The following is a 20,045-nucleotide window of genomic DNA, read 5'->3' on the forward strand; positions in this document are numbered from 1 at the left end:
TATTTTTGTTTATTCTTCGTAAAATATGATTCTTCACTGTGCATTTATGCGCACAAAAAACGTGATCGAATCAAAAGTGATTCGATCAAGACAAATAAAGATAAGTTTTCTGTTTAAGGTTATGGGTTATAAATGTTCCGCGGCATAAAATGCAAGTCTTGAACGTTCTCCCCGGGTTAAGCTCATATGGGCACTATGTTCCCAATGTTTAAAACGATCGACTGCGAAAGTTAAACCGGAAGTTGTTTCGCTTAGATAAGGAGTGTCTATTTGTTTGATGTCTCCAAGACAAATAATTTTTGTGCCAGGCCCGGCGCGTGTAACCAAAGTTTTAATTTGCTTGGGGGTTAAATTTTGTGCTTCATCAATAATAATGTAACGATTTAAAAAAGTACGACCGCGCATAAAGTTTAAAGAGCGGATTTTAATTTTATTTTGTAATAAATCCTGGGTGGCACCCCGTCCAAAACTACCTCCCACTTGTGAGCTATGGAGTACTTCTAAATTATCCATCAATGCGCCCATCCATGGAGTCATTTTTTCTTCTTCCGTGCCTGGAAGAAAACCAATATCTTCACCTACAGGAATAGTGACACGCGTCATTAAAATTTCAGAGTAACGGTTTTGATCCAAAACTTGGGTTAATCCCGCAGCGATTGTCAGCAGCGTTTTTCCTGTACCTGCAGGGCCTTGCAAGCTGACAAAATCAATCTCCGGATCTAAAAGTAGATTTAAGGAAAAATTTTGTTCGCGATTTTTTGCATGAATTCCCCACACAGAATGTTTGGTGTAGTCACGAATCAGTTGAATGACCGCATGATCATTTTCTAGTTTTTTTACGATGGCTTGAAATTGGTCATCTTCGGTACTGAGACAATCATTTGGATTCCATTGTTCAATTAATGGGCCAGTTACTTTGTAAAAAGTTTTGCCACTTTCTTGCCAAGAACCCATATCTTTAGCATGAGTTTCCCAGAACTCATTGTCGAGTATATGTAAGCCTCGATGCAAAAGATTGACATCATCGAGTACTTGGTCACTGTAGTAATCTTCTGCAAGAATCCCTAGTATTCCTGCTTTGATGCGCAAGTTAATGTCCTTTGACACGATAATAACTTGCTTTGTTCCTGCATGTTTTTTTTGTAATCCTAGGGCAGTGGCAAGAATGGTATTGTCTACCTTATGCCCAGGTAATGTAGATGGAACTACCTGGTTAAATTCGTCGGTTTGAAAATACAGTTTGCCGCTACATCTTTTTTTATCCGAATAATTGGGGATTGGTAAACCAGAGACGATTTGTTCATGGGAGGAATTGCTCATCAGTTCCACCAACATACGATTGGTTTGTCGTACGTTGCGTGCTACTTCCGATGTACCCATTTTATGATTGTCTAATTCTTCTAATACAACCATTGGCAAGTAGATATCATGCTCTTCGAAATGATAGATGGCCGTAGGATCATGCATTAGAATATTCGTATCGAGTACAAACAGTTTTGGAATGGTATTGCTTTTATCCATAAATTCACCTTTTATGATGGGGCTTTTGTCATTATTTTAAAGTATCTAACACTTCATCCACATGACCATTGACCTTAACTTTTCGCCATTCTTTCAGCAGTTTGCCTTGAGGATCAATGATAAAAGTACTGCGTTCAATACCACGCACTTGTTTGCCATACATGGATTTCATTTTTATGACATCAAATAATTGGCATAAGTGTTCGTCCTGGTCACTAATGAGCTCAAAGGGAAAGCATTGTTTGACTTTAAAATTTTCATGTGATTTTAAACTGTCGCGAGAAATTCCAAATATTTGTGTGTTTAATGCTTGGAATTGGGGATAGGCATCTCTGAAGTTTTGACCTTCAGTGGTGCATCCTGGAGTTGCATCCTTAGGATAAAAATAAAGAACTACATATTGTCCCAGATAATCATTAAGTTGGCCTGACAGCCCGCTTGTTGCAGTAAAGGTAAAATTAGGTACGGATTCTCCTGTATTCATCAGTCTCTCCCTGTTTTTTTCATGATGCGTGAGCGATCTCTTTGCCATTCACGATCTTTAATTGTATCCCGTTTGTCATGCTCCTTTTTACCTTTGGCCAGAGCAATTTTTATTTTTATTTTATTTTTTTTCCAGTATAAGGAGAGTGGTATTATGGTATATCCTTGGCGCTCGACACTTCCAATGAGTTGATTCAATTCTTTTTTATTTAATAAAAGCTTTCGAGTACGGATTGGATCTGGAATGGTATGTGTCGAGGCTGTAATTAGTGGTTGAATTTGTGCACCTAATAAAAAAGCTTCGCTATTTTTTATAATAACGTGTGAGTCGGATAAATTAATTTTTCCGGCACGTAAGCTTTTCACTTCCCAGCCTTCAAGGACAAGACCAGCTTCGTATTGTTCTTCAATAAAATAATCAAAACTAGCTTTTCGATTGAAAACAATAGTTGAATCGGATTGTTTTTTGTTGGTCATAAAATTTATTCTTTAGCACGCTCGCGATCATGCTTGTAATCTAATGGTAGTTGAGGATAGACCCTATTTAACTCTTGATCAACTGCCACTCGGTTATCAAATACAAAGCATTGGCCTTGCCAGAGCGATTTTTCTTTGGGCATTTGTTCGATATAATTAAGAATACCATCATGTAAATGAAAAACATTTTCAAAACCAAGCTCTTTTAAATAAGCGGTTGATTTTTCACAACGGATGCCACCAGTACAAAACATGGCTATCTTTTTATCTTTTTTGTCAAGCAAACATTGTTGTACGTATTCTGGAAAATCGCGAAAATTTTCGGTATTGGGATTAATTGCGTTTTTGAATGTTCCTAATTCAAATTCATAATCATTACGGGTATCGATTAACACTACGTCAGGATCTGAAATTAATTGGTTCCATTCCTGAGGGGTTAGATAAGTCCCTACAGTCTTTAATGGGTCCACATTTTTTATGCCCATAGTCACAATTTCTTTGCGAAGTTTGACTTTAGATTTTTCAAAAGGATTGTCGTTATCAAACGTTTCTTTGAATTTTAAATCGGCTAGACGTTCATCCTGATGGATGAATTGATAAAAAAGATCCATTTGCTCTCGTGTGCCTGCAAAACTACCGTTAATTCCTTCGGATGCCAATATAATTGTGCCTTTGATACCCATTTCTAGCATTTTGGCTAATAAAGGTTCGCGCAAAGTTTCATAATTTTCTAAAGGAACAAATTTATAAAATGCAGCGATGACTATTTCTTTCATGTACTACCTAACAATAGAAACAAAAATATTCAGCAAAAATTACCATTTACACAGAATTTAATCAATAGGCATGATTTAAATGCACACAACTTGGGTTTAAATTATGAAGCAAAAATTAATTAAATGCGTTGACAAAAGCCAATCAGCGATCATACTGTTATATACCAACACAGGTATTCGTGTTTTTCATACCCGCCGGGCTTATAAGGAGATATTATGGCACATTACATTAGGAAGTTACGTTGGTTTTTAGCCCTTTGTATTTTTATCCCGTTAGTCAGTTTTGCCGCTACCCCTGTAAAGTCTATGGTTGTTTTTGGTGATAGCTTGTCTGATACAGGTAATACCACGCACTTACTTAAAAGTTTACGCCAGGAAGAAGACCCTGCATTTTTAGTGGCACCATTTAAAACATTTGTATTGAATAAAATGGTTGAGTTCGCCGAAGAATATTATGTTCCTCAAATGGTGCTAGATTCAGGTATTGCCATTGTTACTGAGTTTTTTGATAACCAGTTAGCACCATATATTGCGAATTTAGTCAGTAAAGTCAAGATGGTCCCAGTATTGCCAGGAAAACCTTATTGGAATTCAAGATTCTCTAATGGGCAAGTATGGAATGAATATTTAGCGAAAATGATTTCTATTGCTTCAGATGATGAAGAGGTTTATTTGAACCGTGCGTTTGGTGGAAGTTGGTCGGCTACCTATGATTACCAATTAACCGTATGGAATTTAATTCGCCATCCACTAGGAACAATCAAAAATCTTATTGTGGGTAAGCTTGTTCCCCCAAGCCTTGGTTTAACTGTTCAGGCTTATTTGTTAGAACATCCTGCTTTAAGTGAGGAAACAGTATTTTTTGTATTCTCAGGCAGCAACGACTACATTAACGTTTTATTTTTTGAAGATAATTACAATACTGAAGTCATGAGCACCTATGTCGATAATGTACTTTCAAGTACTGGTTCTGCAGTAATGAAATTAATGAAAGCCGGAGCGCGTCGCTTTGTTGTTATGGGGTTACCTCATTTGGGAGATACTCCCCGGGTAGTACAAACAACGGACAGAGATGTTTTGAATAATGCAATCGATATGCACAATGAACGTCTTCAAAACCGTATGCAAGAGTGGGCGAAAATCTACCCTAATGCAGATTTTCTCTATATCAATATGCAAGAGTACATGGAAAGGGCTTTAAAAAATCCAGAAAACTATGGCTTTACTAATACTCAGGATGCATGTATTGATGTGAAACTGCCTATGTATGATGCATTTCGTACCTCGCCGTTTGCCCATAACTATGTGCTTCGTTATGCGCAAGTTCTCCAATATAGAGACGAAAGTTTCGCTGCTGGAGATAAGAACTACCATGTTTGTGATACTCCGGAGAGTTATTTATTCTGGGATGAAATTCATCCAAGTACTCGAGCTCACGGATTAATGGCTTTTGAAGTATGTAATGCGATGAAAGATCATGGATATTCAGTCACCTGTAAAAATCCTATTGAGTAGTTAAAGTGAGCTATATTTTTGTGATTTACTCGCCTTACAGCCCTGAAGACAACTGCTGTTAACATAAAGGCAGTCTGTCTTGGGGAGGATAACTGGAACTAAGGTTATTCTTGCAGTTTCAGGATTACATCTCGAATTTGCACCCTGTGGCCTGTCCACGGGGTTCAGTGTTTTAGCATCCTACCTCTGCCCCGTAGACATGCCGCGGAACATCGTAGGGTGGTGTGAGACTGGAGATGTGGGGAAGATCCAGGTTATTCTTGAGAGGATAAATGCGATTTAAATCCTTTCTAATTCTTTGGGTATGCGTGTTAGTGATTTATTCATGTTTATGGCATAATTCCTGTTTTTTATGATTCATGTATCGTTCAACTACGGTTTAGTGAAACGAGGAGTAGGTTATGTGTGGAATAATCGGCGCTGTATCAGAAAGAGATATTAGTAAAATTTTACTCGAAGGATTGCGACGCTTAGAATATAGGGGTTATGATTCGGCAGGTATTGCGGTAATTGATAATCATGGACATTTAAAGCGCGTACGAATTCAGGGTAAAGTACAAAATTTAGCCGATGCCATGCAAGAAACTGAAGTGATGGGGAATACTGGAATTGCTCATACACGATGGGCTACACATGGTAAGCCTTCAGAACAAAATGCACATCCTCATTTATCTCATGATCAAATTGCCTTGGTCCATAATGGGATTATTGAAAATCATGAAAAGTTACGTCATGAATTAACCACCAGAGGATATCTGTTTACTTCGGAAACAGATACGGAAGTTGCTGCTCATTTGATTCATTATTATTATCTTCAAAGTGAAAATTTACTTGCTGCCGTGCAGGCTGCTGCTGCAGAAATGCATGGTGCTTTTGCCTTAGGAGTCATCCATCAACAAAGACCTATGGAGCTGGTTGCAGTCCGCAAAGGAAGCCCTTTGGTTGTTGGTATGGGTATCGGTGAAAATTTCGTCGCTTCAGATAGCCTGGCATTAAAAGCTTTTGCTCAATCAGTGTGTTATTTAGAGGAAGGTGATAGTGCGTTTATTACTTCCAAAAATGTTGTCATTTATAATTCCTCAAATGAAATTGTTGAGCGTCCCTCTCATCTTTTAACGAGTAATGCCGAAATTGTAACTAAAGGTCCTTATCGACATTTCATGCTCAAAGAGATTTTTGAGCAATCTAAAGTTCTGGCTGATACTATAGAGGGGCGGGTGAGCACGTTTGAAGTGCTTCGAGCCAGTTTTGGTGAGCGGGCATCTCATGTATTTCCGTTAATCAAACAAATTCACATTGTGGCTTGTGGTACGAGTTATCATGCGGGGATGGTTGCTAAATATTGGTTGGAGTCGCTAGCGGGGTTGCCCACACAAGTTGAGATTGCTAGTGAATATCGTTATCGCGATGTGGTAGTTCCCAAAGACTCATTGTTTATCACTATTTCTCAATCTGGCGAAACGGCGGATACGCTTGCTGCCTTACAGAAAGCAAAGAGTTTGCCGTATTTAGCCAGTTTGGCTATTTGTAATGTGGCTACGAGCACTTTAGTAAGGGAGGCTGATTGTGTTTTTCTAACAAGAGCTGGCGTTGAGATTGGTGTGGCGTCTACCAAGGCCTTTACCACTCAATTAGCTGCACTTTTAATGTTAGCTGCAGCTCTTTGCCATGATAATCGAGCTAACGAAGTTCTCAAACAATTACAAGAGTTACCCTCCTGTTGTGAACGGGTATTAAAGATGAATGCAGAAATCGAAGGCTTAGCTTCTTTATTTGTGAATAAAGCACATGCCCTGTTTCTGGGGCGTGGCGTCGAATATCCAGTTGCTTTAGAAGGTGCATTAAAACTTAAAGAAATTTCTTATATTCACGCCGAAGCTTATCCTTCCGGTGAGTTGAAACATGGACCACTGGCTTTAGTTGATGAAAATATGCCGGTTGTTGCTGTTGCGCCTAATGATGAACTGCTCGATAAATTAAAATCTAATTTGCATGAAGTAAGTGCGCGAGGTGGCCAATTATTTGTTTTTGTAGATGACAGCCAAAGCTGGCGGACAAATGGAGCACACTTAATTAAGATTCCCTCTTGTGGTTCTTGGGTTGCTCCTATAATTTATACGATTCCTTTGCAGTTATTGGCTTATCATGTTGCGGTTGTTAAAGGCACAGATGTGGATCAACCACGTAATCTTGCCAAATCAGTAACTGTTGAGTGATAATGTGGCGTTTTTTATAAGTCATCCTTAATTTGTTTTCTTTCTTTTATCTTAAAGGAGGAGAAATGTAGTTATGTAGGTTGGTTGAAACAGATTATGACGTATCTTCACCTGCTACATGATAAAAATTTAGGGGTGAGATAATTAATTGTTATCTATTTATGTGTTACGGGGATGTAAATGACTCAAGAGATGTCGGGATTAGCTGCAATTATTGCGCAAGAAATTAAAGTTAAGCCAGCGCAGGTAGAGGCAGCCATTCGTCTGCTGAATGAGGGAGCAACAGTTCCTTTTATTGCTCGTTATCGCAAGGAAGCTACTGAAGGACTTGATGACATACAATTACGCTTTATTGATGAACGCGTGCTTTATTTGCGTGAATTAGATGAGCGTCGTGCTGTGGTTTTACAATCAATTCGTGAACAAGAAAAATTAACTCCTGAACTAGAAAAGAGCATTTTAGCAGCAGATACTAAAACGCGGCTTGAAGATTTATATTTACCGTTCAGGCCTAAACGTCGTACTAAAGCACAGATTGCTGTGGAGGCAGGGCTAGATCCATTGGCTCAAAAGCTTTGGAAAAGCCCAGAGCTGGATCCTGAAGAGCAAGCTGCACATTTTGTTAATCCTGATGCTGGGGTTGAGGATGCCAAGGCAGCATTAGAGGGCGCGCGCCATATATTAATGGAGCATTTTGCTGAAGATGCGGATTTGATTAATGAATTACGCGAATATTTATGGCAACACGGTATTGTCAAATCGGTAGGCAGCGCTAAGAAAAAAGAAACAATAAACAAATTTTCAGATTATTTTGATTATGCTGAGGCGATTAAAAAAATTCCATCACACCGTGCTTTAGCATTATTTCGCGGACGCCGTGAAAGTGTTTTACAGGTGAGTTTGGTATTACCTGAGCAGGATCTTTCTTATGGTGAACAAAAAGTTGCAGCTCATTTTCATATTGCTGACCACCAAAGAAAAGCAGATGGCTGGTTGTTAGAAACCGTGCGTCTCACATGGAAGGTCAAATTATTTACTAAGCTTGAACTTGAATTACTTACTCGTTTACGGGAAATCGCGGACGAAGAGGCGATTAAAGTTTTTTCTAGGAATTTGCGTGACTTATTACTTGCAGCTCCCGCTGGTCCTAAAATTACCATAGGACTGGATCCTGGAATTAGAACAGGTGTTAAAGTAGTTGTTGTTGATGAAACAGGTAAGTTACTGGATTACACCGTTGTTTTTCCATTTGCACCACAACACGAATGGCATGCAGCAATTACCGACTTAGCGAAACTTGCTGCAAAATATCATGTGAATCTCATTAGCATTGGTAATGGAACAGGTTCTCGCGAAACGGAGCGATTAGTTTCTGAGCTCATCAAAATGTATCCCGATTTGAAGCTCAATAAAGTAATCGTGAGTGAGGCAGGAGCATCTGTATATTCTGCTTCGGAAATTGCTTCGCAAGAGTTTCCTGATCTGGATGTAACATTAAGAGGCGCAGTCTCTATTGCGAGACGGTTACAAGATCCACTTGCAGAATTGGTAAAAATCGAGGCTAAATCAATCGGTGTGGGTCAATACCAACATGACGTAAATCAAACTCGCTTGGCTCGAACCCTTGATGGTGTGGTTGAAGATTGTGTCAATGCAGTCGGAGTAGATGTGAATACGGCTTCAGCAGCTTTGTTATCCCACATTTCTGGTCTTAATGAAACACTAGCTAAAAATATAGTGCTCTATCGTGATGAGCATGGAGCATTCAAAAACAGGATGGAATTAAAAAATGTGGGTCGTATGGGTGATAAGGCCTTTCAACAATCAGCTGGATTTTTACGCATTATGAATGGTGATAATCCCTTGGATGCATCGTGTGTTCACCCAGAGGCCTATCCATTGGTTGAAAAAATTATTGCTAATAAAAAAGTAGATATAAAAAATTTGATTGGTAATAAAGAACAATTACGTAGCGTGAATGCAGAGCAGTTTGTTGATGAACAATTCGGTTTACCGACCATTAAAGATGTATTGAGTGAGTTGGAAAAGCCAGGACGTGATCCTAGACCTGAGTTTAAGACGGCCCAATTTAAAGAAGGGATTGAAGATATTGAGCATTTAGAAGAAGGCATGATCCTTGAGGGTGTAGTCAGTAACGTGACTAACTTTGGTGCTTTTATTGATATTGGTGTTCATCAAGACGGCTTGGTTCATATTTCGGCAATGACACATAAATTTATTTCAGATCCACGTACTGTGGTAAAAGCTGGTGATATTGTAACCGTTAAGGTAGTAGAGATAGATAAAGAAAGGAAACGTATTGGCTTGAGTATGAAATTAGAAGATGAACCTTCAAGTACTCCAATTAGAAAAACAGTTAAACCTTCAGAAACAAAAAAAGCGCATCAGGCTAAAAAACCGGAACATAAGAAAAAACCGGAAATGAGTAAAAAAGTTGAGCCCGTTAAAAAAACGGTATTTAATACAGCAATGGCAGATGCATTAGCTAAATTAAAGCGAAATCAATAACTGATCATGTAGCTAAAGTAATATGGCCAAAAGCTACGGGATAAATTCACAGGCTGTTCGTGGCGTCCGATGATGTTGGGAGCACACGAACAAGTCCTGAATGAGTGGCAATAAACTCGTCGCTAGGCTTTTTCGGATGCTTCCTCAGGAACAATTCGTGAGACGTAGAGATAAAGATAAATTGAATGGCAAACAGATTAATTTTAATTTTATCGATACATAAATACGGTGGAAAATAATGACCAATACTCCAAAGGGAGACCTCGCTATCCAAACTTTGGCAATGCCAGCAAATACGAATGCTAATGGTGATATATTTGGTGGATGGATAGTCTCGCAGATGGATTTGGCGGCTGGAATCTTAGCAAAAAAATTAGCTTTAGGGCGTGTGGCAACAGTAGCCATCCATTCTATGAGCTTTTTAAAACCAGTTCATGTTGGTGATCTTGTAAGTTGTTATGTGAATTTGATAAAGCAAGGTAATACCTCGATGACGATTTGTGTCGAAGTATGGGCTAATCCGGCGACTCAAAGAGAGGCATATCAAGTTACTGAAGGTGTTTTTGTTTTTGTAGCTTTAGATGAAGAGGGTAAAGCAAGACAGGTGCCTAAGCAAACATGACCAGTAATTCTCCAGAGCTGTACCGTTTATTAACTGAAATGGCAACTTTGATTGAGCAAAACTCTGAGCCTGATCCTCAATTATATATTTTATTTTTCCAGCAACCAGAACTTGCCTTTAAGCTTATCGATATTATTAATAATTTAGAAGAAAAATTGGATGAAGGACTTTCAGTTTATTCGGCATGTATTTTTGCTTTGGATATTTGTGTTGCGCAATTACAAGGTGCGGCAGAATCAAATAAAATCAGTGCTAAGACCTTAACACAATTAATGAATCATTTAGCAGAACTCATCAATTCTCAAAAACATACATTAAGTTTTTGGTTGCCTATATTAAACTCTTTTTATGAGTCTCATGTTGAGCTAACCGATGATTTAAAGGGTGCTTATTATGATCTGGCAAGCGATGAGGACGAACTAATTAATGAAGACGAACCTTTATCTCATTTAGATGCAATTCGTGATTTAATTCATGAATTGTCAGATCTTTCTGTATTTGATATCGCTGAAAATTTCTTTGCCCAAAGCTATGCCATGCCTGCTGATTTTTTTGCTGATCTTATCGTTGATTTATACAACATCGAAGAAGGTGGCGATATTGCTTTACTTATATTGTTGCATCCCAAGGCAGACGTACGTGAAATAGCTCTTGCGACCATGGGGCAAGTGATGGAGCTAGTCACGTTAACCTCTATTTCCCTCACACGGTTACAGACCATTAAATATTGGTATCCTGAAAACTACCACTCTCTCTTTGATGCGTGGATAAAAATACAACGCAAAAAAGGAGTGGTTTTTGCTCCTGAGCCTGAAACAGCTCATGCGACAATCAGAGCAACAGAAGTAGACGGCAGTGGTTCCCAAGGTATTTTTCTTCATGTGGGTAAAGGTAGAAAAAATAGACTTTGTGGGCTATTGCTCAAATATGAGCTAGGTCTTAAAGATGCATGGATAACACCTGCTATTTCATCAAAAGATGTGAAAGATTATTACAAACAAGCTTTTGATGAGAATGTGACCTTGCGCGAAGTTGATTTATCTTATTTTACCCTGATTATAGAACATTTTCTTACAGTAACCATAGCGCATGGTGAAATACCCAGTGTCCATTTTTTAGAAATTCAAGAATTACTTGGTATTCGCTTACGGCCGCAAAAATTGGATCTAGAACATTTATTTGACCAATTAGGCATTCAAATTACTCCTTTTACTCAAGAAACAATTAAGGAGTCATTGCAGCGCTCAAAGTCGTGGCTTAAAAGCAAATCATTTACTGAATCCTGGTATTTGGAAAACCCTCTAATTGATAAAATAGTCAATCACAACAGCAGTTTTGTGGATGGGATTAGAGTTTGCCGTATGAAAGAAGCCATGAATGCAGTATTTAGCGAAGAGATGGAATTACATCGTGCTAAATGGCAGTTTCATTTTTTATGGGTTGCTTTATGGATGAAGGCTAAAGAAAAAGAAATGAAAAAGTATGGCAAGATAGTTTTCTTATCGCTTATTCAATTCATGAAGGTGTACCGCTTCAAGAAATTCCGGTAATGCAAGAGATTTGTCGGCAAACGGTCATTAATAGTGTAGAAACCATGCAAGAGAGGCGAACTCATTTGAGCCAGGAGTGAGAAAAATCCATGTTTACTGGAATAATTGAAAAAAAAGGTATTGTGATTAGTAATCGGAATCAAGACGGCGCTAATCGGTTGATTATCTCATCTGCTTTTGAGCAATTACAAGTAGGAGAAAGTATTGCGGTTAATGGCGTTTGTTTAACCTTACTGCCTTCTGATGGTTTAAATTTATGCTTTGATGTTTCTCCTGAAACTTTGAGCCGAACTACTTTAGGTCGATTAAGATCAGATGATGCAGTGAATTTAGAACGAGCGATGCTGGCATCTACACGTTTTGGTGGTCATTATGTGAGTGGGCATGTAGATACAATAGCGCAAATCCATTCTCTGAGACAGATGAACGATTTTGTTGAAGTAGAGCTTAGTGGATTTGACTCTAATGCAATGTTGTATTTAATCCCTAAAGGGAGTATTACTGTAGAAGGGGTGAGTTTAACGATTAATTTGGTTGTTGATCAACGTATCCAATTAATGCTTATTCCACATACACTATTAAACACTACCTTAAGTTCTTTAAAACCAGGTCAAGAAGTAAATATTGAGTTTGACTACCTTGCTCGTATTGTTGCTCATCAATTGCAAGTTGCAGGAAAATTAAACGCTCAGATCTTGTTATGAATTAAAAGGAGGAGTTCATGACCCAATATAGAGCATCTCGATGGCCTCTTCTTTTTTTTGCCACACTAGTTATTGGTGTTTTCTCCGGTTTTGGTGGGATGTTTTTGGCTATATTGTTGCATTTTTTGCAGCACTTGGCCTATGAGGATACTGTATTCCCAATTCTTGGCAATCAAAGCTTTCTGTTTGTTGCTAGTATGGCAACTCCATCGATGAGAGTTCTCATTCTGCTGCTTTGTGGTTTGATTGCGGGGTTTGGTTGGTGGGCTGTTTTTCGATATGGAAGGCCTTTAGTAAGTATTGCGAATGCGATTAAATCACCTAGACCTTATATGCCTATAAAAACCACTGTTGCCCATGTGCTGCTCCAAATCATAACTGTAGCCTTAGGCTCACCTTTAGGGCGCGAAGTCGCTCCTCGAGAGTTTGCTGCAACATTTGCATGCTGGCTCACTAATAAGATGAAATTGCATCCCAAGGAGAGCCGAATACTTGTCGCTTGTGCTGCTGGAGCGGGACTTGCAGCGGTCTATAATGTCCCCTTTGGCGGGGCCATGTTTACTTTAGAGGTTTTACTCGGTTCTTTTCGTCTGTTTGCAGTGATTCCTGCAATTACTACCGCTGCTATAGCTGTCGTCATCTCATGGATTGGTCTGGGGAATCAGCCCTTATATCATACTCCTTTTTTGGTGCTTGATACGTCGGTGGTTTTTTGGGCAATAATATCAGGACCTCTTTTTGGTTTTACCGCCTATTGGTTTAAAGAAATGACCAACAGAGCTCAAAGTAGAGCTCCGCGTGATTGGAAAATCATAATATTTTGTGTATTAAATTTTTTTCTCATTGGTCTTCTGTCGATCTATTTTCCAGAAATATTGGGAAATGGTCGCTCCGCCGCGCAGTTAGGATTCGATGGAAATATGTTAGGGCTATGGGTAGCCATGGCGCTATTTATACTTAGAATTTTAATTGTTTGTACCAGTATACAGGCGGGTGCTTCAGGTGGGTTACTGACACCTTCTCTTGCAAATGGCGCTTTAATGGCCGTTATTCTGGGTATTCTTTGGAGCTATATATGGCCTGGAATATCTATCTCTGCTTTTGCGGTAATCGGCGGTGCAGCATTTCTTGCTGCGGCACAAAAGATGCCAATTACAGCAATTGTGCTGACTATCGAATTTACCGGGATTAATTTTAGCTTTTTCATTCCTATACTGTTTGCTGTTGCAGGTTCAATTAGTATGTTTCATTATTGTGCGCATAGACGTTTAGTTATGGTGATGAGTTGATCTTTTTCTCATTAGTTGAATTGAGCGGACGTTGAGGAATTCTGTTATTGCAATTTATTTTATGATAAATTGTGCTCCTTACCGTTTTAAATTTTGGATATTCTTAAATGCTCAAAGTAATGACTATAGTTGGAACACGACCTGAATTGATCAAAATGTCTCGTGTCATTGCTGAGTTTGATAAGCATACCCAACATATCCTTGTTCATACTGGCCAGAATTTTGATTATGAACTCAATCAGATTTTTTTTGATGATTTAGAAATTCGTAAACCAGACTACTTTCTTGATGCAGTAGGAGATACGGCTGCACGTGCAATTGCTCGGATTATTGAAAAAGCAGATGAGGTTTTGGAAAAGGAACAACCTGATGCTCTTCTCCTTTACGGTGATACAAACTCTTGTTTGTCAGTGATCGCTGCTAAGCGACGCAAAATACCGGTATTTCATATGGAGGCTGGTAATCGATGCTTTGATCAACGTGTTCCTGAAGAACTTAATCGTAAAGTGCTCGATCATTTGAGTGATATTAATCTTGTATTATCAGAGCATGCTCGTCGCTATTTAATCCAGGAAGGGATCCCTGCAGAACGAGTGATTAAAACCGGATCACACATGCAAGAAGTACTGAATCATTTTATGCCTAAAATTTTATCATCAAATGTTTTAGCGCAACTTGATTTAAATCCACAACAATATTTCTTGGTGAGCAATCATCGTGAAGAGAATGTGGATATTCCAGCGAATCTCAATGACTTACTGGAAACCTTATGTGCGTTAGCTAAAGAATATGACATGCCTATCGTTGTTTCAACGCATCCAAGAACAAGAAAGCGTTTGGAAGCCCTCAATGCGACTCAATTAGATTCGCGAATTCGTTTTTTAAAACCTTTTGGTTTTCTAGATTATGTTAAATTACAAATGGAAGCTTATTGTGTGTTATCGGATAGTGGCACGATAACGGAAGAAGCTTCTCTGTTAAATTTACCGGCAGTTACGATACGTAATACACATGAACGACCTGAAGGAATGGATGAGGCAACTTTAATTATGTGTGGGCTTAAATCCTCAAGCGTTCTAAATGCGGTGCGTATTGTTACCTCCCAACACGAACAAAAAACACGTGCATTTGCGGTTGTTTCGGATTATGAGGGCGGGTGTGTCTCAAAAAAAGTTGTTCGAATCGTGACCAGTTATGTCGATTATGTGAATCGTGAGGTTTGGTCGAAAAGTGAATAACTTGAACCCGTATTTTTTATATTTTCTTAAAATATTGATAGAGTTTCGTGTTTTCCCAATCTTGAGGCAATTTTAAGGTTAATAAAAGAGGAATTTTATTGATGTCTGTTAAGTAAGCAATATCTTGAATACAAATAGCATCAGAAATAGAATATTCGAAAGAATCAATCCAATAAGAAGGAAGCAGTGCCTCATCAAGAACGTCATTTCCTGTGCTATTGTGGAAATTGTAAATGGGCAAAAAATAGGTCGTTGCTTGACTCGTTGAGAGAGTTACGGCTTCGGGGCTGCTCAAAGAACCCGGTGGTTTTTCCAGATAGTGTAGTTTTAATGAAATTTGATTTAAAGGGCATTTTTCTTTGCTTTTAATTCTAAGATAGATAGTTTCTAAATAAGAGGACTGAATATCATTGTTTTTTATAGGCAATTTTATAATATAGTTCTTGTGATCTTCATCTAAAATTGGGTTAATTGTTTCTGTCCTTGCTTCTAAATAATGGTTAAATAATTTATTTAAATGATTTTCTTGGTAAACGCGTAACGAAATTATTGAAATAGTTAGAATCGCAACACTAACTATTGAAGTAACGGAAATTATTTTCCATCGAGCCTGTACTTTAATTTTAATTGCTTCGAAAAGAGTAATATTCGATTTATTCTTTATGAAAAAAATACAGTGTTGACTCAAAAAGCCAATGAACCACAAACCAACAAACTCAAGGTAAAAATAGTGTCTTGGATCAAATTGTAAAACGGGATAGGCTCCTAAATACAGCAGGGTAAATAATATGAATAATGCAATTCGTAATTGAAAAAAGGCTATAGTTGCTGTGACAAAAAAGGGGAGCACAGCCGCTACATTTCTTAAAGGGATGTATGCAGCGATTTTTTGAACGAAGCCGTGAATAAAAATTAATGGAACTTGGAGCATACTTGCATAAATTCGCACTAAGAAATCAGCAGGAAATGTTGATAGATAATTCAATAAAAACAAAGAGCTATAATAATTGTATTCTTTTGCAGTGGCGGGCATTAAATGTTCAATACCATAAATTCTTTCGGAGAAACTATTCACAACAGTATAGGGGATTAAATCAAAATAGAGAGGAATAATAGAATAGGTTTCAAGTTGTCTTAAACCTAAATTCGGGGTAAATGAGTCGGCAAGTCCAAGAATAATAACATGAGCAAGACCTCCTCCTCCATAACTATGGTAAGCCTGTAAAACAGGATAGCCAACCACAAAGAAACTTATTGAAAAAATGAGGATCGCTTCTAATTTTCTTTGAATGGCTTTGTGCGCTATTTTTACAAAGAATAGTAAAGATATAAGAAAAAAAGGCAACATAACTAATATATCTGTTCTAAATCCAAGGCCTAATCCTAATAAAGACCCAGAAAAAAAGGAGGAGACAAATAATTTTTTCCTGTTAGGACAGTTCGTTACTAATGCTCCTATAATACCAACGATACCGAGTAAAAAAGGTGCTACTGAATAATCTCTTAGCTGAACAACATAGTACATTTGTAGGGGGGATATGGCGATAAATAGTGCGAGCACCAAAGAAAATGATTGACTTAAGCCTAGTCGAAAAATGGAATATATGGCAAGTAAACTGATGCTGTATAAGAGCAAAAATAAGGGAACTAAATTATTCCAGCTCACTCCAAATATTTTCCACATAAACCCGGAGAATAAAATCATGTATCGCTCTAGACTTTGAAAATAATTAAGTGGTTTGAGACCTTTTTGAACAATATTTTTGCATTCAAAATTGTTTGTTTTATTGTCTAAAAAAGATTGGAGTGAGTCACTTATCTGTGCAGGGTTGGCAAATCCATGGCCGCAGGCAAACATGACTGCAGGAGCAAACTCATTTTGATAAAAGAAAGATGAATAATGCTTATGGGTAATGGAATAGTAAGTATAAAAATTACCAACTAATAACAGGATAAGAGGAAATAATATTTTTTGCCAGGAACTTGGGAGTCTATCTTTTTTGGTATTAAAAAATCCTTGGCTCAATGAGTTTATTTTTAACATTGACTTTTTATCTCACTTTTCTCATGTTTTTTATTTGCGACGTTATTAATGTTACATACTCGGACTTTTTAGTTGTGAAGAATACCAGAAAAAATCTCAAAATCCATTCGTGCCTGGCAGATTTTTTAAGTGTAAGAGTTGAGGCTCTTTGAAACAGAATTTTGAGCATAATTAAGTCAATTTGCTGTTCTATTTTTTGGCGACAATGAGTCTTGAACCGCCTAAGGAAAAGTTCAATCCTTTACGAATCATTTGAACTTCTACCTCCAATATTTTTTCAAAAACAGCATTAAGCCAAGGAGAAAGACGAAGCTCTTTGTAGGGGTCCTCATTTTTTTTGGGTAATTTTTGTTTAAATCGCGATGCAATCATTAGCGGTAGAAGGAAAAAGACAAAGGAAGTACTTCGTAATATCTTAAAGCCCGCTTTTTGGATTTTATCATGCAGATTTTTTGCGGAATAACGGCGTACATGACAAGCGGCTTTATCTGCATTACTCCATAGCCATTGATGTTGGGGGACAGTAAGTAAAAGAAGGCCATTAGGTTTCAACGCTTGGTTCATTTGCAATAAGACCTCCATGTCTTCTTGAATATGTTCCAAAACATCAAAAGCGCCAATTACATCAAATTCATCAACAAAAGGGATGTGTCGCGCATCCATTTGCATGAACTCCATAGGCGTATTTTGTCTCGTTGCGGCAAAACTCAGACCATCAATGAACAACTCCCCACCTTTATATTGACGCCCTGGAAATGCATCAGCGATTCCAGATAATACATAACCTGTACCACAGCCTATTTCAAAAAAAGATTGAAACACAGGGCAATATTGATTAAGAGCCCATATTATTAGTTTGTTACGAGTTCGGAACCAAAAGTTATTTGCTTCAAGTTGCGCTAATTGTGCGAAATGGCTGACTTTGAATCCAGAGTCTTTTTGAGCAAACTGAGGTGAAAAAGCGCAAAATCCGTCAATCAATTCCGGAGCCCATTCACAATATTGGCAAAGTGAGACGTTTGATGGATAAAAATTACTGCAGGAAAGGCATTTTTTCATTAACTTTCTCACTATGTGATGGAAAGACAAATAATTTAAAGACGATGAAAAGATAAGCAGCAACAATAATGATGGCAATAGCTTGAATCTCGTAATAGGAATAGCCTAAGTAATCGACAAAAATAAATAATAAAAGCAGGTTAATAGAGTATCCTGAGATATGAGTAATGAGGAAGCGAATGCTGGTTGAGGAAAAACGTCCTGAACCCTTAAAGGTTAGACGCCAATTACTGAGATAGCTTCCTAATGCGCAAAATAAATAAATCATTGTCATCGCTATCTTTGGTGCCATGTTAAAATGGGTCATTAATAAAAAAATAAAATAACCGAGTACATTAATGGCAATGCCTGATACCCCATAATATAATAATTGCATCGCAGTTTTGCTATGCAGTACCCCGTTAGTCCATCTCATTATTTAAAGGCTCCATTATCCTCGGATTCGTTTTTTTCAAGTGACCATCAGTAGTGTGATCTATTTTTTGATAAATATGACGAATAATAGTGTATGGTCGCCTCTTTATCTCTAAAAAGATTTTTGAAAGATAGATTCCAACAATCCCAATAAATGAAATAATTAGGCCTCCAAGTAACCAAATCGAAGCCATTACTGATGTCCAGCCTTCTAATATATTATGAAATAGGAATTTGTTAATAATTAACCATCCTATATAACTACATGCAAAGAACATAATAAGTAAGCCAAAGTAAAAAATACTTACTAAAGGCAAATTGCTAAATGAAGTCACTGAATTAACAAATAAAGAAACTTTACGTCTTAAAGTGTATGTTGTTTCGCTTGAGCTTTCTTTTTTCACAGTCTGGGGATGTTGTTCAAAACCAGTTAGGTACCATAAGCCAGCAATATATATTTCTCGCTCTTTATGAAGCAATAGCGCATTCACATACCGACGTGTCATTAAGCGGGCAACAGTTATGTTCGTTGGTAAAGGCTCACTACTCAAAAATCGTAGAAATCGATAAAACAATGCACCACTCCAACGCTCAAAAACACCGCCTTTTCTTACTTCCTGAACCCCATAAACTACATCACAACACTCTTCTTTCATTTGTTTTGCAAATGAGAGCAGCCATTCTGGTTTTTCTTCTAAGTCACTGTCAATCAGAAAAATATGTTCTCCTCTAGCATGTGCTAATCCAGTCATCATTGCTTTGTGATGTCCAAAGTTTCGAGATAAATCAACGACTATGATCTGGGGATTTTGATCCATTTGTTTAATTGCTGTTTCTAGGCTGTCGTCAGGCGAGCCATCATTAACCAAAACAATTTCATAGCTATTGCCAACAAGTTGTTCAGCAACCAAAGAAAGGCGCTGACAAAACTCTATGATGTATTTTTCTGATTTATAAAGAGTAGCAACAATGGACAGTTTCATTTACTTCCTTAAAATCTAATGGCAGAATTGTGCCAGCTTATCACAAAAAGGTTATTTTATGGCTTATCTTTCACAAAAACAGCTGGAAGCTTTAAATTTTAAAAGACTGGGTAAAAATGTAAAAATTAGTGATAAAGCTTGTATCTATGATCCTGAACGATTCGAAGTTGCTGATAATACACGTATTGATGATTTTTGTGTTATCTCGGGAAAAATTACTTTGGGCTCTTATGTTCATATAGCTCCTTTCTGTTTGCTTGCAGGTGGAATAGAAGGAATAACAGTGGGTGATTTTTCCGGGATTTCCTATGGTTCAAAAGTATTTAGTCAGTCGGATGACTACAGTGGCCAATTTATGGTGAGTCCCTTAATTCCGTTAGACTATAAAAATGAAAAAAGAGCTCAGGTAACTCTTGGTCGCCACGTCATTCTCGGGGCAAATGCTGTCATTTTTCCTGGAGTACATATTGCTGAGGGATGTTCAATTGGTGCTATGACATTAGTTACCAAAAGCACGGAGCCTTGGGGAATCTATACAGGTATTCCTGCAAAGCGTGTCAAGGAAAAAAGCAAGGCGATACTCCTCCTCGAACAGAAATTTCTTAACGAAACCATAGGTTAGTTT

At 37.8% G+C, this 20,045-nt stretch carries 16 protein-coding genes and 1 pseudogene; 9 read left to right on the forward strand and 8 right to left on the reverse strand.

Features of this window, described 5'->3' with window-relative positions; genetic code table 11:
- Positions 1–126 precede the first annotated feature (126 nt).
- The 4 genes from EL220_RS00765 to trhO are packed head-to-tail and all read right to left on the reverse strand — an operon-like array spanning position 127 to position 3,257.
- A complete protein-coding gene (locus tag EL220_RS00765; protein ID WP_027272461.1) occupies positions 127–1,521 on the reverse strand; it encodes a PhoH family protein in 1,395 nt (464 codons plus the stop codon).
- Positions 1,522–1,552: 31 nt separating this feature from the next.
- Positions 1,553–2,005 (reverse strand): peroxiredoxin, encoded by a 453-nt coding sequence (locus tag EL220_RS00770; protein ID WP_027272462.1) that lies wholly within the window; start codon positions 2,003–2,005, stop codon positions 1,553–1,555.
- Positions 2,005–2,481, reverse strand: coding sequence for an SsrA-binding protein SmpB (gene smpB, locus EL220_RS00775; protein WP_027272463.1), 477 nt, complete (start codon positions 2,479–2,481; stop codon positions 2,005–2,007). Before smpB ends, EL220_RS00770 begins: the two co-directional genes overlap by 1 nt.
- Before the next feature lie 5 nt (positions 2,482–2,486).
- Complete coding sequence (gene trhO, locus EL220_RS00780) at positions 2,487–3,257, reverse strand: oxygen-dependent tRNA uridine(34) hydroxylase TrhO (RefSeq protein ID WP_027272464.1); 771 nt, start codon at positions 3,255–3,257, stop codon at positions 2,487–2,489.
- 216 nt (positions 3,258–3,473) lie between these two features.
- Between trhO and plaC the strand changes: the two genes are divergently transcribed.
- The 8 genes and pseudogenes from plaC (at position 3,474) to wecB (ending at position 14,920) form a co-directional block, all read left to right on the forward strand.
- Positions 3,474–4,772 carry a lysophospholipase/glycerophospholipid:cholesterol acyltransferase PlaC gene (plaC, locus tag EL220_RS00785; protein ID WP_027272465.1) on the forward strand — a complete coding sequence of 433 codons (1,299 nt, stop codon included), beginning with the start codon at positions 3,474–3,476 and terminating at the stop codon, positions 4,770–4,772.
- 401 nt (positions 4,773–5,173) lie between these two features.
- Complete coding sequence (gene glmS, locus EL220_RS00790) at positions 5,174–6,988, forward strand: glutamine--fructose-6-phosphate transaminase (isomerizing) (RefSeq protein WP_027272466.1); 1,815 nt, start codon at positions 5,174–5,176, stop codon at positions 6,986–6,988.
- Between the two features lie 180 nt (positions 6,989–7,168).
- Entirely contained in the window at positions 7,169–9,517 is a 2,349-nt protein-coding gene (locus EL220_RS00795) for a Tex family protein (RefSeq protein WP_027272467.1), read from the forward strand.
- A 238-nt stretch (positions 9,518–9,755) separates the two neighbouring features.
- A complete protein-coding gene (gene yciA / locus EL220_RS00800; protein WP_027272468.1) occupies positions 9,756–10,139 on the forward strand; it encodes an acyl-CoA thioester hydrolase YciA in 384 nt (127 codons plus the stop codon).
- Positions 10,136–11,769: pseudogene (locus EL220_RS00805) on the forward strand (hypothetical protein). The gene yciA and the pseudogene EL220_RS00805 overlap by 4 nt, the downstream one beginning before the upstream one ends.
- A 9-nt stretch (positions 11,770–11,778) precedes the next feature.
- Positions 11,779–12,393: a riboflavin synthase gene (gene ribE / locus EL220_RS00810; protein WP_027272470.1), complete on the forward strand. Its 615-nt coding sequence runs from the start codon at positions 11,779–11,781 to the stop codon at positions 12,391–12,393.
- A 17-nt stretch (positions 12,394–12,410) separates the two neighbouring features.
- Complete coding sequence (locus tag EL220_RS00815) at positions 12,411–13,682, forward strand: chloride channel protein (RefSeq protein WP_027272471.1); 1,272 nt, start codon at positions 12,411–12,413, stop codon at positions 13,680–13,682.
- 107 nt (positions 13,683–13,789) lie between these two features.
- Positions 13,790–14,920 carry a non-hydrolyzing UDP-N-acetylglucosamine 2-epimerase gene (wecB, locus tag EL220_RS00820; protein ID WP_027272472.1) on the forward strand — a complete coding sequence of 377 codons (1,131 nt, stop codon included), beginning with the start codon at positions 13,790–13,792 and terminating at the stop codon, positions 14,918–14,920.
- 16 nt (positions 14,921–14,936) lie between these two features.
- Here the strand turns inward: wecB and EL220_RS00825 are convergent, their stop codons facing one another.
- The 4 genes from EL220_RS00825 to EL220_RS00840 form a co-directional block, all read right to left on the reverse strand.
- Positions 14,937–16,964 (reverse strand): hypothetical protein, encoded by a 2,028-nt coding sequence (locus EL220_RS00825; RefSeq protein WP_027272473.1) that lies wholly within the window; start codon positions 16,962–16,964, stop codon positions 14,937–14,939.
- A 189-nt stretch (positions 16,965–17,153) separates the two neighbouring features.
- On the reverse strand, positions 17,154–18,023 hold the full coding sequence (locus tag EL220_RS00830; RefSeq protein WP_081779109.1) for a class I SAM-dependent methyltransferase: 870 nt from the start codon (positions 18,021–18,023) through the stop codon (positions 17,154–17,156).
- The gene (locus EL220_RS00835; RefSeq protein ID WP_027272475.1) at positions 17,998–18,438 is read right to left on the reverse strand and encodes a GtrA family protein; all 441 of its coding nucleotides are present in this window, start codon (positions 18,436–18,438) and stop codon (positions 17,998–18,000) included. Before EL220_RS00835 ends, EL220_RS00830 begins: the two co-directional genes overlap by 26 nt.
- On the reverse strand, positions 18,425–19,420 hold the full coding sequence (locus EL220_RS00840; RefSeq protein WP_065236245.1) for a glycosyltransferase family 2 protein: 996 nt from the start codon (positions 19,418–19,420) through the stop codon (positions 18,425–18,427). The genes EL220_RS00835 and EL220_RS00840 overlap by 14 nt, the downstream gene beginning before the upstream one ends.
- 58 nt (positions 19,421–19,478) lie before the next feature.
- On the opposite strand from EL220_RS00840, the gene EL220_RS00845 reads away from it, so the two are divergent.
- Positions 19,479–20,042 carry an acyltransferase gene (locus EL220_RS00845; protein ID WP_027272476.1) on the forward strand — a complete coding sequence of 188 codons (564 nt, stop codon included), beginning with the start codon at positions 19,479–19,481 and terminating at the stop codon, positions 20,040–20,042.
- The last annotated feature ends 3 nt before the right edge of the window (positions 20,043–20,045 follow it).

Origin of the sequence: Legionella sainthelensi (genome assembly GCF_900637685.1) — a bacterium.
Classification (GTDB): domain Bacteria; phylum Pseudomonadota; class Gammaproteobacteria; order Legionellales; family Legionellaceae; genus Legionella; species Legionella sainthelensi.

Coding starts and splice junctions, on each gene's coding strand:
- glmS (WP_027272466.1), top strand. CDS start 5,174: ATGTGTGGAATAATCGGCGCTGTATCAGAAAGAGATATTAGTAAAATT.
- EL220_RS00835 (WP_027272475.1), bottom strand. CDS start 18,438: ATGAGATGGACTAACGGGGTACTGCATAGCAAAACTGCGATGCAATTA.
- EL220_RS00825 (WP_027272473.1), bottom strand. CDS start 16,964: ATGTTAAAAATAAACTCATTGAGCCAAGGATTTTTTAATACCAAAAAA.
- yciA (WP_027272468.1), top strand. CDS start 9,756: ATGACCAATACTCCAAAGGGAGACCTCGCTATCCAAACTTTGGCAATG.
- ribE (WP_027272470.1), top strand. CDS start 11,779: ATGTTTACTGGAATAATTGAAAAAAAAGGTATTGTGATTAGTAATCGG.
- EL220_RS00845 (WP_027272476.1), top strand. CDS start 19,479: ATGGCTTATCTTTCACAAAAACAGCTGGAAGCTTTAAATTTTAAAAGA.
- trhO (WP_027272464.1), bottom strand. CDS start 3,257: ATGAAAGAAATAGTCATCGCTGCATTTTATAAATTTGTTCCTTTAGAA.
- EL220_RS00840 (WP_065236245.1), bottom strand. CDS start 19,420: ATGAAACTGTCCATTGTTGCTACTCTTTATAAATCAGAAAAATACATC.
- EL220_RS00770 (WP_027272462.1), bottom strand. CDS start 2,005: ATGAATACAGGAGAATCCGTACCTAATTTTACCTTTACTGCAACAAGC.
- wecB (WP_027272472.1), top strand. CDS start 13,790: ATGCTCAAAGTAATGACTATAGTTGGAACACGACCTGAATTGATCAAA.
- plaC (WP_027272465.1), top strand. CDS start 3,474: ATGGCACATTACATTAGGAAGTTACGTTGGTTTTTAGCCCTTTGTATT.
- smpB (WP_027272463.1), bottom strand. CDS start 2,481: ATGACCAACAAAAAACAATCCGATTCAACTATTGTTTTCAATCGAAAA.
- EL220_RS00815 (WP_027272471.1), top strand. CDS start 12,411: ATGACCCAATATAGAGCATCTCGATGGCCTCTTCTTTTTTTTGCCACA.
- EL220_RS00765 (WP_027272461.1), bottom strand. CDS start 1,521: ATGGATAAAAGCAATACCATTCCAAAACTGTTTGTACTCGATACGAAT.
- EL220_RS00795 (WP_027272467.1), top strand. CDS start 7,169: ATGACTCAAGAGATGTCGGGATTAGCTGCAATTATTGCGCAAGAAATT.
- EL220_RS00830 (WP_081779109.1), bottom strand. CDS start 18,023: ATGAAAAAATGCCTTTCCTGCAGTAATTTTTATCCATCAAACGTCTCA.